General features: G+C 72.2%; 11 protein-coding genes. 9 read left to right on the top strand and 2 right to left on the bottom strand.

All coding sequences use genetic code 11. The features are described from left to right. Window positions 1–134: 134 nt before the first annotated feature. Both ACFPZN_RS16340 and ACFPZN_RS16335 read right to left on the bottom strand, forming a co-directional pair. On the bottom strand, window positions 135–2,309 hold the full coding sequence (locus tag ACFPZN_RS16340) for a molybdopterin-containing oxidoreductase family protein (protein WP_378282814.1): 2,175 nt from the start codon (window positions 2,307–2,309) through the stop codon (window positions 135–137). After that, window positions 2,306–3,925 carry a 4Fe-4S binding protein gene (locus ACFPZN_RS16335; RefSeq protein ID WP_378282813.1) on the bottom strand — a complete coding sequence of 540 codons (1,620 nt, stop codon included), beginning with the start codon at window positions 3,923–3,925 and terminating at the stop codon, window positions 2,306–2,308. Before ACFPZN_RS16335 ends, ACFPZN_RS16340 begins: the two co-directional genes overlap by 4 nt. Window positions 3,926–4,103: 178 nt before the next feature. Between ACFPZN_RS16335 and ACFPZN_RS16330 the strand changes: the two genes are divergently transcribed. The 9 genes from ACFPZN_RS16330 to rfbD all read left to right on the top strand — a co-directional run bounded on the left by ACFPZN_RS16330 (window position 4,104) and on the right by rfbD (window position 16,012). Beyond that, a complete protein-coding gene (locus tag ACFPZN_RS16330; RefSeq protein ID WP_378282812.1) occupies window positions 4,104–5,219 on the top strand; it encodes an aromatic ring-hydroxylating oxygenase subunit alpha in 1,116 nt (371 codons plus the stop codon). A gap of 619 nt (window positions 5,220–5,838) precedes the next feature. Further along, window positions 5,839–6,363 carry a cobalamin B12-binding domain-containing protein gene (locus tag ACFPZN_RS16325; protein ID WP_378282811.1) on the top strand — a complete coding sequence of 175 codons (525 nt, stop codon included), beginning with the start codon at window positions 5,839–5,841 and terminating at the stop codon, window positions 6,361–6,363. Further along, the gene (locus tag ACFPZN_RS16320) at window positions 6,338–7,663 is read left to right on the top strand and encodes a methylaspartate mutase (protein WP_378282810.1); all 1,326 of its coding nucleotides are present in this window, start codon (window positions 6,338–6,340) and stop codon (window positions 7,661–7,663) included. Before ACFPZN_RS16325 ends, ACFPZN_RS16320 begins: the two co-directional genes overlap by 26 nt. Beyond that, the gene (locus ACFPZN_RS16315) at window positions 7,660–8,649 is read left to right on the top strand and encodes an asparagine synthetase A (RefSeq protein ID WP_378282809.1); all 990 of its coding nucleotides are present in this window, start codon (window positions 7,660–7,662) and stop codon (window positions 8,647–8,649) included. Before ACFPZN_RS16320 ends, ACFPZN_RS16315 begins: the two co-directional genes overlap by 4 nt. Further along, entirely contained in the window at window positions 8,646–11,423 is a 2,778-nt protein-coding gene (locus ACFPZN_RS16310) for a glutamate synthase-related protein (RefSeq protein WP_378282808.1), read from the top strand. Before ACFPZN_RS16315 ends, ACFPZN_RS16310 begins: the two co-directional genes overlap by 4 nt. A 1-nt stretch (window position 11,424) precedes the next feature. Continuing rightward, a complete protein-coding gene (locus ACFPZN_RS16305; protein WP_378282807.1) occupies window positions 11,425–12,342 on the top strand; it encodes an EamA family transporter in 918 nt (305 codons plus the stop codon). 73 nt (window positions 12,343–12,415) lie between these two features. Then, a complete protein-coding gene (locus ACFPZN_RS16300; protein WP_378282806.1) occupies window positions 12,416–13,999 on the top strand; it encodes a cation:proton antiporter in 1,584 nt (527 codons plus the stop codon). A 44-nt stretch (window positions 14,000–14,043) separates the two neighbouring features. Next, complete coding sequence (locus tag ACFPZN_RS16295) at window positions 14,044–15,111, top strand: glucose-1-phosphate thymidylyltransferase (protein WP_378282892.1); 1,068 nt, start codon at window positions 14,044–14,046, stop codon at window positions 15,109–15,111. Between the two features lie 55 nt (window positions 15,112–15,166). After that, entirely contained in the window at window positions 15,167–16,012 is an 846-nt protein-coding gene (gene rfbD / locus ACFPZN_RS16290; protein ID WP_378282805.1) for a dTDP-4-dehydrorhamnose reductase, read from the top strand. Window positions 16,013–16,020 lie beyond the last annotated feature (8 nt).

Genomic DNA, 16,020 nt, shown 5'->3' with positions numbered 1-16,020 from the left:
TTGCCCATGTCCGAGCAGGTCTGGCGGCGAATCACCGACCCCCATATCCTAATGACAGTAGATAAAATGAGCAAGAGCCCGCCCGGAACGGCGCCAGGGTGCTCCGGTCCGTACCGGGGTGCGAATCACCTCGGTCACTCGGGGTCGTCGACCGCTCGCCGCGGATCTGCGGATCGCCGGGCGCTTCCGGCGGCGGGCCCCGCGCGAGTCCCCAGCGCGACGACGGTCACCGGGATCGCCGTGTACCGCGGCATCCGGTTGATCGTCTGCAGGTCCTCGTCACCGGAGGTGAGGGCGTTGACGTTGGCGCCCTCACCCCGCGCGCCGGGGAACACCTCGCCGCTCCACCCGTGGGGCAACGCCACGGTTCCGGGCCGCAGGGTCTCGTCGGGCTGGGCGACCGCCCGGACCGACCCGAAGGCAGAGGTGATGACCACGCCGCCACCGGGCCGCACACCGAGCCGTGCCAGATCCTCCGGCCTGAGGAACGCCGGATTGTAGTCGTGGAGAGCCAGGCCCGGGATCCCCCGGCCCAGAGAGTTCATGACCTCCTTGAGCCGGCGTGAGATCAGCTGGAAGCCGCCGGCCGGGATCTCCACGACGTCGTCCAGCGCGGCCCTGATCTCCGCGAGGACGTCAGGCGGCACGAGCTGGAGCCGGGTGGTGTCGTCGCCCCGAGGCCCGACCACGGCACCGGTTCCGGGGACGAGCACGCCGTCGGGTCGTCCACGCAGGGAAGCCACATCGACGCGCCCTCTCGACGCCACCAGTTCCAGCATCTGCTCCGACGTCGGCTTGTGCCGCAGGTCGAGCGGCCGACCGGCGACCTTCATCTCGAGCCCCATCACCACAGCGGTCTCGTAGAAGAACTCCCAGTCCTCGATGACGCCCGCGGGGGGAGCCACGATGGCGGGGGTGTGGCCCGCGAAGGGCCGCGGGAAGAAGAACTCCATGAGGACGGTGTGGTCCGCGCGCTCGTAGGACATCGCCGGTGCGATCACGTAGTCGGCGAGCCTGGCCGTCTCGGTGAGGAAGGGATCGATCACCACCAGCAGCTCGAGGTGCTCCAGCGCGCGGCGTATCTTGGCCTCGTCGGGGAAGGCGACCATCGGGTTGCCGGCGGAGACGACCAACGCGCGGACCCGGTCGGGCCCCGGCATCAGGATCTCGTCCGGCAGGATCGCCGACGGCAACTCACCGTTCAGCCGGCCGCATCCACCGACCCGGCTGGTGAAGCCCGACTCCCAGGTCCTTCGCGGCGGCGCCACCGCCGCCACCGCCGGACGCTCGGGCATCAGCACCGATCCGCCCCAGGCGGGCTCTCCCTCCCGGAGCACCCTGCCGCAGATGATGTTGACGGTGTCGGCGAGATGCTCGGCGACGTTGGAGTGCGGACCGAAGTTCGCACCGGTGCCGGTGGTGAACCGCCCGCGCTTGTCGCCGCCGAACATGCGGGCCGCGAGGAACAGGTCCTCGACCGGTACGTCGCACTCGCGTGCGACGCGTTCAGGGGTGGCCGGATCGACCGCCCTCCGCAGCTCCTCCAGCCCGTCGACGTACTCGTCGCAGAACGCGGCGTCGTACAGGCCCTCGGTGAGAAGGATTCGGAGCAGGCCCGCGTGGAGCAGCGCGTCCGTGCCCGGACGCGGCTGCAGGAACAGGTCGGCCAGCTCGGCGGTCTCGGTGCGGCGAGGGTCGATGACGATCAGCCGCATGCCGCGCCGGCGCGCACGCTTGATCTGGGTCGCGGGGTCGGTGACGAGCGGGCCGTCGCCGTCGCCTCCCGACGCGGTGAGGACCACGTTGTTGCCCGAGAGCATCCAGACATCGGCGTCGGTCATCGGCTGGGGGCCGCCGAGGTACTCGCCCATGCGCAGCGGCACCAGCCACTTGGCCGACTGATCGATCGTCATCGTGGAGAAGAGCTTGTGCGACCCGGTCGCACGCAGCCAGGACTTCACCACGAAGGGCGTCAGCGCGGTGAACGCCTGCTGGGTGCCCATGAAGAGCGCGATCGAGTCGGGCCCGTGCTCGGCGCGGATCCGCCGCAGCCGCTCACCGATCTCCCGGGACGCCGCCAGGCCGTCGACCGGCTCGAACTCGCCGTTCCCGCTCCGCCGCAGCGAGCTGGTGAGCCGGTGGGGGCCCTGCAGGAGCGCGCCGGCCCGGCGGCCCTTGGGGCAGGTGAAGCCCTTGGAGAGCGGGTGGTCCTTGTTGCCGAAGACCGCTCCGATCCGGCCGTCCACGACCTCGACCAGCGTTCCGCAGGAGGCGGCACAGAAGCGGCAGTAGGACTTCACGAGGGTCACGGCCGTCCACCGCCGCAGGCGATCCGCTCCATCTCCAGCCAGCCTTTCAGGTCGACCGCACGCGGCCGGCGCTCGCTGACCAGCGCGGCGAGTTCGCCTTCCTCCTTCGCGGGCCGTGCCAGGTGACCGGACCTGAAATCATCGAGCAGGCCGGCCACCGTCTCGCGGGCGTCGGGGCGGTTGGTGCCGATCACGCCGCTCGGGCCGCGCTTCACCCAACCGGTGGCGTAAAGACCGGCGAGGGGCTCACCGGTCCCGGGATCGGTCACCCGCCCGGCCGCATGCGGGATCGTCCGACGGTGCTCGTCGAAGGGCAGGCCGGGCATCGGAACCACCTCATACCCGATGGATCGGAGTACGAGGCCGCAGCTCAGGACCTCCGTCTCGCCGGTGGGCTCGATGCCGTCCGCGGTCGTCCGGTTGAGGCCGAGCCGGACGCCCGTCACCGATCCACTGCCGAGGATCGCGTCGGGGCTGCGGAGGAAGCGCAGTTCGATCGTGCGGCGATCGTCAGGCCGGCGCCGGGCCAGGTCGGCGACCAGGCCGGTCTTGAGCGCTGAGGGGAACCCAGCGGGATCCCGCGGTGTGGCGACCGCGTCGGCCGGCTCGACGCCGGAGGCGCGCACCGCCGTGCTCGTGAGCCGGCTCAGGCCGACCAGCTCTGGGAAGGTGAACGCCGCGGACTCGGGGCCGCGGCGCCCCACGACCACCACCTCGCGGACGTTGCTCTCGCGAAGGGCCCGGAGCGCGTGCTCGGCGATGTCGGTCGCGGCCAGCTCATCAGGGTGGGCGGTGAGGACGCGGGCGACGTCGAGGGCGACATTGCCGTTGCCGATGACCACGACGCGTTCGCCGGACAGGTCCCAGACGGCGTCGGCATGGTCGGGATGGCCGTTGTACCAGGCCACGAACTCCCGGGCCGCGTGGCTTCCGGGCAGGTCTTCGCCGGCGACGCCGAGCTTCCGGTCGCCCGCCGCGCCGACCGCGACGATCACGGCGTGGTGGTGCTCGAGGAGCTCGGCCACCTGGATGTGACCGCCGATCTCGACGTTGAGGAAGAGCGAGACCCTGGGATCCTGGGCGACCTGCGGGAACCGGCGCAGGGCGCGCTTGGTGTGGACATGGTCGGGTGAGACTCCGAACCGGATCAGCCCACCGGCCACCGGCAGGCGGTCGAAGATCGACACCCGGACGCCGGGGCCCGCGGTCGCCAGAAGCTCCTCGGCCGCGAAGACGGCCGACGGCCCGGTGCCGACGATCGCGACCCGCAACGGCCCACTCGTCACCTCGACCCGGCCGCTCGGCCCGGCGCGCCGTCCTGTGGGCGCGTTCTGGGCACCACCCCGTGTCAGGGACCCGCGCCGGAGATGGGCCAGCATGCTGTTGATCTCCACGAACGGCTGCAGATCGTCGGGAAGCCGGTTCTCCGGGTAGATCGCGTCCACCGGGCACACGTCGGCGCAGGCACCGCAGTCGATGCACTCCTCAGGATCGATCCAGAGCATCTCCGCGGAGGCGAAGCCCGGCTCGCTCTCAGCCGGATGGATGCAGTCGGCCGGGCAGACCGGCACGCAGGCGGCGTCGTTGCAGCAGGCCTGGGTGATGACGTGGGTCAAGGGCACTCCTCACGATCCGCCCCAAACCTAACGTTATTCGGTTAATCGAGCAAGTCGCATTGAAGCTTTAATCTACGCTCGTTAGATTTGACGCGGTACCCTTCAAGCCGATGCCCACCGAGGACCGACCGGGAGCTCCACCATGACAGCCATCAACGAATCAGTGGTGAGACACCTCATGCAGCACCTGCGTGAGGGCACGACGGACATGGGCGACGAGCTCCGCGTCCCCGTCTCCCACTTCGTGAGCCCTGAGCACGCCGCACGGGAACGTCAGGTCCTGACGCGGAGGCCGCTGATCGTCGGGCGCGGCTCCGAGATCCCGAAGAAGGGCGACTTCATCACCCGCGAGGTGCTGGGCGTCCCGCTCATCGTGGTGCGGAAGGCCGACGGCGGCGTGGCGTCATATGTCAACATCTGCAGGCACCGCGGCGGTCGCGTCGAGAACGCCGAGTCGGGGACGAAGCGCTTCTTCACCTGCGGCTACCACGGCTGGAGCTATGCCTGTGAGAGCGGAGAGCTCCGTGGCGTGCCGTACGACGAGTTCTACACGCGGGTCGACCGCGAGACGCACGGCCTCAACGTGGTCTGGACCAGGGAGTGGCAGGGCTTCCTCTTCGTGAACCTCGCCGGCGACCCCGGACAGCCGATCGACGACTGGATGGGGCCGGACGTCACCGCCCAGCTCGAGGACCTGGGGGTCGCCGACTCCGAGATCTTCCTGCACAAGTCCTTCACGCTCGACATCAACTGGAAGCTCGTCCTGGACGGCGCGATCGACGTCCTCCACCCCAAGTTCCTCCACCCCGGCGGCGTCGGCAAGTTGATCGAGACCAACACCAGCGTCTGGCGCGGCTACGGCCCCCACGGTCAGTCGTTCAGCCCGCGCACCAAGCTCGGTGACCTCGCCCGAGCCGGCGAGGAGCCCGAGGCCGCGTGGAAGCTGATCGGCAGCAACCTCTTCCTCTACCCCAACGCGTCCGTGATCGCCGCCCCGGACCACGTCGAGTTCTGGAGCGTCTGGCCCGACCCGGTCGACCCTGGCCGTTCGACCACCGAGATCCGCTTCCTGGTGCGGCCCGAGATCCTCGATGAGCGCATGGAGGCCCGGCTCAACAAGAGCTGGCAGATCCTGGAGCAGGCCGCCTCCGAGGAGGACTGGCCGATGGAGGTGACGATCCAGAAGAATTCCGAAGCCTGGCCGCAGGGCACCTACCTCTACGGTCGTAACGAGCAGTCCTGCCAGCACCTCCACCGCCGGCTCGCGCTCGAGATGGCCGAAGTCCGCGACTGAGTCCCGGGCTTGCGGGCTAGGCCGAACGCGTGATTCTGCCGATGCCGAGAAAGCCGTTGTTTCGCAAGAGAACGGCAGACTTGCGCGTGTGATTCGATGCGCCCTTCAGCCCACGGGCGATTAATTCATTAACGCAGTGAACCTTTTCGGCATGCCGCGGTTTCGCGGAATTGAAAAGTGTGGATGGTTGTGGCGATCCAGCCGGCGCGAAAGGGCGGCAGCGTGGCTCGCGCAGGACCTTCCAGGCCGCCGTGCTCCCGGCGGCGCTCCACCGTGGGGCGGGCTCGGCCAGCACCGGACGGGAACGTTCCAGATCCGGGCCGTGCCCGTTCCGCCCGGATTCATGTTACGCGGGGATTTCATCGCCTGCAGTCTGTTTGCGCGTCGCCGGTGCGCCATGTTCTCTTTCATCGGACGCCCCCTCCCCTGCAAGCAATCCCAAACATCGGTTACGCGGGGGACCGAAAATAGGGCGAGGTCGCGCCGCATCCGCCGCCGTAACGCCCGCGCGACGTGCGTCGCACGCGCGGCCTCCGGCCAGGGCTGCTCCCTTGGGGACCTGTCACGACTCAAGTAACTTGTGTCCGGCCATGCGCCTTGACTGGTCTCAACATAAGGAGTGTCCACGGTGGCCCCAAGCACCGGGATTGAGAATGACCTCGCCGTCCACGCGGACGATTCGCACGGACGGGCACTGGCACGCACGTCATTTCACGTCCTGCTCAGCGGAGTCGCCTCGGACTCCCACACCTGGAATCTCGTGTATCTGGATAAGCTGCTGCAGGAGGCGGGCTGTTCGGTGACGAATGTGGGGCCCTGCCCTCCGGACGGCCTCCTCGTCGACGAATGCGCGTCCACGCATCCCGACCTGATCGTGCTCAGCAGCGTGAACGGCCACGGCGCCATCGACGGCATGCGCGTCATCCGGAGGATCCGGCGCGTCCCGGAGCTGGCGCGCACGCCGGCCGTGATCGGGGGGAAGCTCGGCACGCTCGGCGCGGAGAACGGGACGCTGGCGCCCCGGCTGCTCGCCGCCGGGTTCGACCGGGTGTTCCCGGACGGCTCGGTCCACGGGTTCCTCGGCTACCTCGGCGAGCTCCAGACCAAGGCGGACGCAGATGGCCCGCGGCTCGTCGGAGCCTGAGCGCCGGAGCGGGTTCGGCTCCCGCGTCGAGGCGGCCCGCGCGGCGGGACGGCTAGTGGTGCAGCCGCGCATGGGCTTCGAGGATCCCGCGACGATGCGGCGCGGCCTGACGGCCGTGCGGGACGCCCCCGCGACCACGGTGGGGACGATCACGGTCGACAGCTACACGCGGATCGGAGACCACGAGGCGGCCCGGCGGGCCCTGCGGAACGGCAGCAGGCTCAACGGCTACCCGATCACGGCCCATGCGCGGGACGTGACGCGGGAACTGGTCCACGGCCTGGCGGACCAGGACTTCCCGGTACAGGTGCGCCACGGGAGCTCCGACCCCGAGCCCATCATCGCGGCGATGCTGGCGGCCGGGCTGGACGCGACCGAGGGCGGGCCGGTGTCGTACTGCCTGCCCTACGGCCGCACCCCGCTGCGCGACTCGGTCGATCGGTGGGCGCGGGCCTGCGAGACGCTGGCGGGCCTCCAGGACTCCGGCCGCCACCCGCACGTGGAGACCTTCGGCGGGTGCATGCTCGGGCAGCTGTGCCCGCCGGGTCTGCTGGTCGCCCTGTCCGTCCTGGAGGCGCTGTTCTTCGTGCAGCGCGGGCTGCGTGACGTGTCGCTCAGCTACGCCCAGCAGATCGATCCCGAACAGGACCGGGAGGCCGTCGCCGCGCTGGACAGGCTGGCCGCCCGCCTGCTTCCGACCGCCCGCTGGCATATCGTCGTCTACGCCTACATGGGGGTCTATCCGCGGACTCGCACCGGTGCGCTGCGGCTTCTGCGCGACGCGGCGGAACTGGCCGCCGGCAGCGCCGCGGACCGGCTGATCGTCAAGACGGTCGCGGAGGCGCACCGCATCCCCACGATCGAGGAGAACGTGGAGGCGCTGGTGGTGGCGCACGATGCCGCCGCCCGGTCGCCGGCGTTCCCGCCGGTGACCGGCGACACCGAGACCTACCGCGAGGCCCTCGCACTGGTCGAGGCGGTGCTGGAGCTGCACGCCGACATGGGCACGGCGCTGCGGCGCGCCTTCGCCAACGGGTACCTGGACGTGCCCTACTGCCTGCATCCGGACAACCGCGGGGGCACGACCAGCAGGATCAGCGGCGGCCGGCTGAGGTGGGCCGACACCGGCGCCATGCCGATCCGTGTCCCGCCGGCGGAACGGTCCGGCGCGGGCGCCCCCGGTTCCGACGAGTTGCTCGACGCTCTGTCGCAGATGGAGCGGAAGTACGACGCCCCGGCCGCCTCCCCGGCGGCGGGCGGCCCGACATCAGGCTCTCCTACCCTTGGTGGTTCTTCATGACCTCTCCCCAGGCACCGCCCGAGCCGCTCACCGACACGCCTCGCGACCATCTGCTCTCCCCCCGGACCCGCCGGGCGCTCCAGGCGCAGGACCGGCTGCTCCAGGCCGCCCGCGACTACCTGCACGGGGAGGGTTTCGTCGAGATCCTGCCCCCGCTGATCGGGCCGGTGACCGATCCGGGGGGACGCGGCGCCAAGCAGGTGGACATCGACTACTACGGACACCGCTACAAGCTGATGACGAGCGGCATCCTCTACAAGCAGGCCGCGCTCCTCACCTTCGACCGCGTCTTCACCGTGGCCCCGAACGTCCGGATGGAGCCGCTGGAAACGGCCGCGACGCACCGGCATCTCGCCGAGTTCCACCAGATCGACGTCGAGGTCGGCGAGGCCGGCCGGGACGAGGCCATGCGGGTCGCGCAAGGTCTGGTCTGCGCCATGTTCGAGCGGTTCGGCCCGTGGTGGGAGAACGAGACGGGGTCCGCCGCCGACGGCCGGCCCGCTCCGGGGAGGCCGTTCGAGCGCATGACCCACGACGAGGCGGTCAAGCGCCTCCAGGATCTCGGCCACCCGCAGGATCCGCACACCGAAATCGACTGGCAGGGCGAGGAGCTCCTGTCGCGCGACCTGGCCGGGCCGGCGTTCGTCACCGACTACCCCAAGGGGTCCCGCGGCTTCTACGACCGCGAGGATCCCGACAGGCCGGGGATGCTGCGCAACTTCGACCTGCTCGCGCCCGGCGGCTTCGGGGAGCTGTGCAGCGGAGGGGAGCGCGAGCACGAGTACCGCAGGGTGCTCACGAGGATCCGCGAGACGGGCGAGAACCCGGCCAAGTACGGCTGGTACCTGGACGTCCTCCGGCAGGGGATACCTCCCAGCGCGGGGTTCGGGCTCGGCGTGCAGCGGTTCACCCGGTACGCGTGCGGGCTGGACGCCGTCTGGCAGGCCAGCGCGTACCCGAAGGTCCCCGGGGTGATGGCGCCGTGAAGCGGCTCAGCGCGCCCGGATTCCCGGAGGGCCTGGTCCGGCGCCGGGCCCGCGAGGGGGCCGCGGCGGTCTTCCCCGGGCCCGGCGACTACGGACGGACCGTCTTCGGCGCCGGATCCTCCGGCGACCCGGAGACCTCCGTCAGGATCGTCCCGCCGGTCTTCGTGCCGGAACGCCTGGAGAAGCTGTACGACCTGGGCCGGGAGCCCCTGCCCGCGGACGTCGACCTGACCGCGTCGGTCGGGGGCTTCGCGGCGGCTCTGCCGCTCTACGTCTCGGCGTTCGGGTCCACGGACGTCGCCGAGAGCGACCACGGCCTGGCCGTGGCCCGGCAGGCGGGCCGTCTCGGCGTTCCCATGGTCATCGGCGAGAACGTCATCCCCGTGCGGGCACGCGGCCACGAGGGGGCGGGCCCCGTGGAGCCGGTGGTGAGACGTATCGCCGCCTACGCCGAAGGCCTGCCGCCCGAGCTGGGCGGCGTCGTCGTCCAGCAGAGCACGGAGGACGCCGACGCCGAGGTCTGGAACCTGCTCTACAGCCACCCCGCGACGCGGGAGCTGCTCGAGAGCGGCAGGCTCGGGTTCGAGCTCAAGGTGGGGCAGGGCGCCAAGCCGGGGCTCGGGGGGATGACGCTGCTGGACGAGGCCGCCGCGGGCGCCCTCATGGAGCGCTACTCCATCGACGGGCTCTGGGAGCGGGGGCCGGTGCTGCGCGGCAGCAGCCCCGGGACCTTCACCTCGGAGATCCTCCGGCACCAGATCCGGCTGATGCGCAACAACTACCCGCGGTGCCGCGTCTGGGTGAAGCTGCCGCCCACCCGGGACATCGCGGAGGCCGCCGCCACGGCCTGGGAGGCCGGTGCCGACGCCGTGACCGTCGACGGGGCGGAAGGCGGCACGGGCTGGGCCCCCGTCGCCTTCCTCGACGCGGTCGGGCTGCCTCTCACGGAATGCCTGAGCCGCATCGATCCCTCGGGTGGATGCCTTCTGGTGTCGGGACGGATCTGGAACGGCGTCGGGGCGGCCACGCGCTTGGCCGAGGGCGCCGACGCCGTGGGGCTGGGCAGGGCCGCGCTGATCGCGGCCGACGAGGACGGCGAGGACGGGCTGCGGCGGCTGGCCGAGAGCATCGGCTACGAGCTGCGCCTGCTCACCAGTGCCGTCGGCAAGTACGCGCCCGGCCGACTGGGCCGGGAAGACCTGTGGACGCCCCACGCCGCCACGCATCCGCCCACGCGCACGCCCGTCAACGCTGCGCAGGAGACCGCCCTCTCCGGGGCGGACCGCCGCGATGCCGTCTGGAAGCGGCTCCGGCAGGCCATGCCGGAGGGCGAGTTGGAGGGCGCCATGCGCAGCGCGCTGCGCCTGCGGGCCCACCTGGTCGAGCGCAGGCCCCTGGGCCGCAGCCGGGTGCTGGTCGCGTACGGGGGCGGCAAGGACAGCGCCTACACGCTCGCCTACGTCCGGACGATGCAGCTGGCGCTGCACGCCCTGTACGGCGAGACGTTCCCGCTGCGGATCGTCACGATGCGGCACGCGGGGGTCTCACCGGCCGTCATGCACAACATCGAGCGCTCCTACCGGGCGCTCGGCCTGCTGGACGATCCCGACTGCGAGCCGCTGCTCGTCGACGGCACGGAGGTGGCCCCGTACTCGGTGGACCGGCCGCTGCCGCCCGATCTCGTGCAACGCAACCGCGAGGACATCCTCATGAGCGGGCACCGGACCTTCGGCGACGGCCGCCCCACCTTCTGCAACGCCTGCAACATCAGCGTGGCCAAGGCCATGGGGCTGTCGGCCTCGTACGGGGACGGCGTCGACGTCATCATCACCGGTGACTCGCCCCAGGAGCAGCGCTCCTACGCGGTGTGGATCAACAGGCTCGGGCGCCGGCTGGTCCCGGACGTGCGGCACCGGCGCGGACGCGGTTTCCCCGGCGTCCTCACCACCATCGACGCGCTCGCCCAGCACTACTTCGAGGACGTCCACGGCCCCCGGCACATCGAGGAGCCGGTCGGCGAGGGAGTGCCCGAGCACCTGACCTTCTTCTCCATCTACGACGAGACGGCCTACGCCGCGGGCGACCACTGGGACCTGCTCACGAGCTTCCTGGGGTTCGAGTTCGAGGAGTCGGCGTTCAACTTCACCGAGTCCGACTGCCGCAACCCGGCGCTGATGGCGCACCTGCGCGCGCTGAAGGCCGAGCGGCTCTACCAGCGGGACTACGCGTCCGGGCTCGAGGAGTACGTCGAGTTCGCGCTCGGGCTGATGCGGAGCAAGGACATCCCCGAGGTCCTGCTCAAGATGGTGGAGGAGCGGTACCGCGGCCCCGGGGCCGCGGAGAAGCAGCGGGCCCAGGCCGGGGAGTACGCGCGCGCGGTCTTCGGCCTCACCGAGGAGCAGCTCGTCTGCATGGTGTACTCGCCCTTCGCCGAACGTGCCGCCGGGCTCGACCGGTACCTCGCCCAGGAGCAGCCGCAGCTGGCGGCCGGGGCGGGCCTCGTCCGCGAGCTGCTCGGCGGGAAACGGCGGCCGGGCCCGGACACGGAGGATCTCGTCCGGGATCTGGAGCGCGTCAGCGGCCTGTCGCTGGAACAGTTGCGCACGTTGCACGACCGGGAGCTGACCCGGCCCGGTGCCGGTGCCGGTGCCGGCGATGGCGGTGGCGGCGGACTGCCGGCGGTGATCCTCGACGGCGACCCGCACCAGGCGGTCATCACGACGCGGCACCGGCCGGACGGACCGGAGGTGGCCGAGCGCGTGTCCGGGAGATGAGGTGGACGGCGTACAGCCGCGCCACGCGGGCCTGGCCGCCGTCGTGGTGGTCATCTGGGGCGTCAACTTCGTCATCATCGACGTCGCGCTGCGCGAGTTCCCGCCGCTGCTGCTGGCCGCGCTGCGGTTCGCCCTGACGGCGGTGCCCGCGATCCTGTTCGTCCGGCGCCCGCCGGTCGCGTGGCGGTGGATCGTCGCCGTGGGCTTCCTCCTCGGGGTCGGCAACTTCGGGCTGCTGTTCCTGGGGATCAATCTGGGCATGCCCGCGGGGCTCTCCTCGCTGGTGCTGCAGTCCCAGGCGATGTTCACCCTGCTGATGGCCGCCGTGCTGGTGGGCGAGCGCCTCGGCCGCCGGCACGTCGCCGGTACGGCCGTCGCCACCGCCGACCTCGGGCTGTTCGCGGCCGGCGGCGGCGACTCGGTGCCCCTCGGCCCGTTCCTGCTGGTGGTGGCCTCGGCCGTGTGCTGGGCGGCCGCCAACGTGTGCACGCGCGCCTCCGGGGCCCCCGCCGGGCTCGGGCTCCTGGTGTGGTCCAGCGTCATCCCGCCGCTGCCGCTGGCCGCCCTGTCGTACCTGGTGGAGGGGCATGACGCGGTCGCCGGTGCGCTGACCTCGTTCGAGCCGGGCGCGACGCTGGCGCTGGCGTACCTGGTCGCCCTGGCCACCCTGGTGGGGTTCGGCACGTGGAACACGCTGCTCCGGCACTATCCGGCGGGCCTCATCGCGCCCTTCTCGCTGGCGGTGCCGGTCGTGGGCATGAGCGCGGCGTGGGTCTGGCTCGGCGAGCGGCCCGGCGCCGCCGAGCTGGGCGGGGCCGCGGTGATCCTGCTCGGGCTCGCCCTGGTCGTCCGGCCGCCCCGGCGGGCCCGGGCGGTCCCGCCGCCCGTCCGGCACCAGGAGGAGGCGCGAGCGCCATGAGCCGGACGACCGGCCGGGGCCCGCCGCCGGCGTCGCCGCTGTGGCGCCGCGCCTCTGCCATCCCGTATCTCTGGTGAGGGACGGCACGGCGCCGTCCCTCACCCGGACACCGCACGATCGTGCCCCCTTCCGCGGGCCGAGCCGCATCCGGACCCGCCTCATCCAGGAGAACGTCGCCATGACGCTGGAATCGCCGCGCGCCGCCTCGAAGGGCAGGCGTTCCCCCGCCCTCGTCTTCGCCGGGACGTCCGTGCTGGTCGTCGTGGCCGCGGGCGTGGCGTGGTGGCTGGCACCGGCCGGACGGGACGGCCCGGACGCCCTCACGGGGGCCGGCGTGCCCGGTGGCGAGGGCTTCCACCTGCTCCTGGCGATCGCGGTGGTGCTCGGGGCGGCGCGGCTGGGCGGAATGGTCGCGCAGCGGTTCCGCGCTCCCGCCGTGCTCGGCGAGATCGCGGTCTGCCTCCTGCTCGGCCCCTCGCTGCTCGGGGCCGTGGCGCCGGACGCCATGGAGTGGATCTTCCCCGCGGAATCCCTGCAGAAGATGGGAGGGCTCGCCCAGCTGGGCCTGGTGCTGTTCATGGTGGCGGCCGGGGCCGAACTCGATCTCGGGCTGCTGCGGACGGCGCGCCGGTCGCTGATGACCGTCGGCTACGCGGCGCTGGGGTTCCCGCTCGCCGCGGGACTGCTGATCGCCGTGCCGACCTACGCCGTCTACGCGGGGCGGGGCATCGCCTTCCCCGTCTACGCGATCTTCCTCGGCGCGGTGCTGAGCGTCACCGCCCTGCCGGTCCTGGCCCGCATCCTCGCCGACACCGGACTGAGCGGCACGCCCATCGGCTCGTTCGCGCTCGGGACCGCCGCCGCGACCGACCTGGTCGTGTGGTCGCTGGCGGCGATCTGCCTGGGGCTGGCGGCCACCGGCGGGGGGTCGGGCGCCACGGTCGTCCTGCTCGCGGCGCTGTTCGTCGCCGTCATGGTGACGGCCGTGCGGGCGGCGCTGCGCGGCGTCCTGGAACGGCCGGGGCCGGTCGGCGAGGACGGGTCGGCGGTGGCGCTGACGGTGGTCATGGCGGGCGGAGTGATCGCCGCCGCCACCACCGAGGCCATCGGGGTGCACGCCGCGTTCGGCGCGTTCGTCTTCGGGGCGGTCCTGCCCCGCCGCTCCCCCGGCGCCGTGCGGGCCGCCGAGCGGCTCGGCCGGTTCTCCGCGACGGCCCTGCTGCCGCTGTTCTTCCTGGAGATCGGCATGCGCACCGACCTGACCGGCGCGGGCGGCGGCACCGGGCACTGGCTGTGGTGCCTGGCCTTCGTCACCGTCGCGATCACCACCAAGCTGGGCGGCGCGGCCCTCGCCGCCCGCGCGGACCGCTGGCCCTGGACCACGGCGCTGGCCCTGGGGCTGCTGCTCAACTGCCGCGGAGTGACGGAGCTGATCCTGCTCAAGATCGGGGTGGACGCCGGGATCATCTCCCCCGGCCTCTTCGGCATCCTCGTGATCATGACGCTGGTGACCACGGCGATGACCGCGCCGCAGGCCGGACGGCTGACGCGGGCCGGCGTCGCCGGCCGGGCCGGGCCCGCTCCCCCGGACACGACCGTCCCGAAGACCCTGACGACGACCGCGACCGCACGAGAACCCAGTGAAGGAGGCCGGTGATGTCCACGGTCGACGGACCCGCGCGCCCCGCGGCGGGACGCCGGATCAAGGCCCTCGTCCTGGCCGGCGGCTCCGGCTCCCGGATGAGGCCGATCACCCACAGCTTCGCCAAGCAGCTGGTGCCGGTGGCCAACAAGCCCGTGCTGTTCTACGGGCTGGAGGCCATCCGGAACGCCGGCATCCGCGAGGTCGGCATCGTCGTCGGCGCCACGGAACCAGAGATCAGGGACGCGGTCGGCGACGGGTCCAGGTTCGGCCTGGAGGTGACCTACCTGCGCCAGGACGCGCCGCGCGGGCTCGCGCACGCCGTCCTCATCGCCCGCGAGTACCTCGGCGACGACGACTTCGTCATGTACCTGGGCGACAACTTCATCGTGGGCGGCATCGACGACCTCGTGGACCGGTTCCGGCGGGAGCGGCCCCACGCGCAGATCCTGCTGACCAAGGTTGCCGATCCGCGCCCGTTCGGCGTGGCGGAGCTGGACGCCGACGGCCGCGTGGTGAGGCTGGAGGAGAAGCCCGAGCGGCCGAGGAGCGACCTGGCCCTGGTGGGGGTGTACCTCTTCGGCCCCGCGGTGCACGAGGCGGTGGCCGCGCTCCGCCCGTCCCGGCGGAACGAGCTGGAGATCACCGACGCCGTCCAGTGGCTGATCGACCGCGGCCACCGGGTGGAGTCCACGCTGGTCTCCGGGTACTGGAAGGACACCGGCAACGTCGCCGACATGCTCGAGGTCAACCGGCTCGTCCTGGAGGGCCTGGAGCCGTCGGTGGACGGCGAGGTGGACGAGGCCAGCGAGCTGATCGGCCGGGTCGAGGTGGGGCCGGGCGCCCGCGTCCTCGGCTCGCGCGTCGTCGGCCCGGTCGTGCTCGGTCCGGGCTCGCTGGTCCGCGACTCCTACGTGGGGCCGTTCACCTCCATCGACCGCGACTGCGCCGTCATCGGGAGCGAGATCGAGTACTCGATCGTGCTGCGCGGCGCCCGCATCGACGGCGTCGGCCGCATCGAGTCGTCGCTCATCGGCAGGGAGGCCCGGGTGGTCCCGGCGCCGCGGGTGCCCAACGCGCACCGGCTCGTCCTGGGCGACCACAGCAGGGTGCAGATCAGCAGATGACCGCGCGGCGGAACCGGCCGGCGCGGCGACGGCCCGAACGACCTGGAGGGTGCACATGACGTGGATGGTGACGGGAGCGGCCGGGATGCTCGGCACGGACCTGGTGGACCGGCTGCGGGCGCGCGGCCACGAGGTCGCCCCCATGGCCCGCGCCGACCTCGACCTGTGCGAGCCGGACGGCGTGCACGAGGCGCTGCGGCGGGTCCGGCCCGCGGTGGTGGTCAACTGCGCGGCGTGGACGGCCGTGGACGACGCCGAGGCCCACGAGGACGCCGCGCTGGCCGTCAACGGCACCGCCGTGGGCGTCCTGGCGGCGGCATGCGCGGACAGCGGCGCCAGGCTGGTGCAGATCTCCACCGACTACGTCCTCGACGGCCGCTGCGACTCCCCCTACCCCGAGGACGCGGCCACCGCGCCGGTGAACGCCTACGGCCGTACCAAGCTCGCCGGCGAGATGGCCGTGCTGGGCACCGGGCAGGGGCACGTGGTGCGCACCGCGTGGCTGTACGGGGCGCACGGCCCCAGCTTCGTCCGCACGATGATCCGCCTGGCCGCCGAGCGCGACACCGTGGAGGTGGTCGACGACCAGCACGGCCAGCCGACGTGGACGGGCGCTCTCGCCGACCAGATCATCGCGCTGGCGCTGTCGGACGCCCCTGCGGGCGTCTACCACGGCACCGCCGCGGGGCGCACGACCTGGTACGGGCTGGCGCGCGAGGTCTTCGCCCTGCTGGGGCTCGACCCGGACCGGGTGCGCCCGACGACGAGCGCGAACTTCCAGCGTCCGGCGCCCCGTCCCGCCTACAGCGTGCTGGGACACGACCGCTGGGCGGAGGCCGGGCTGGAGCCGATGCCGCACTGGCGCGACATGCTCCACAAGGCGTGGCCCGCGCTGCGCTGAGCGGAACG

Origin of the sequence: Actinomadura rugatobispora (assembly GCF_042656285.1) — a bacterium.
In the GTDB taxonomy this organism is placed as follows: Bacteria; Actinomycetota; Actinomycetes; order Streptosporangiales; family Streptosporangiaceae; genus Spirillospora; species Spirillospora rugatobispora.
This window is presented reverse-complemented; position numbering and strand designations above follow the sequence as displayed.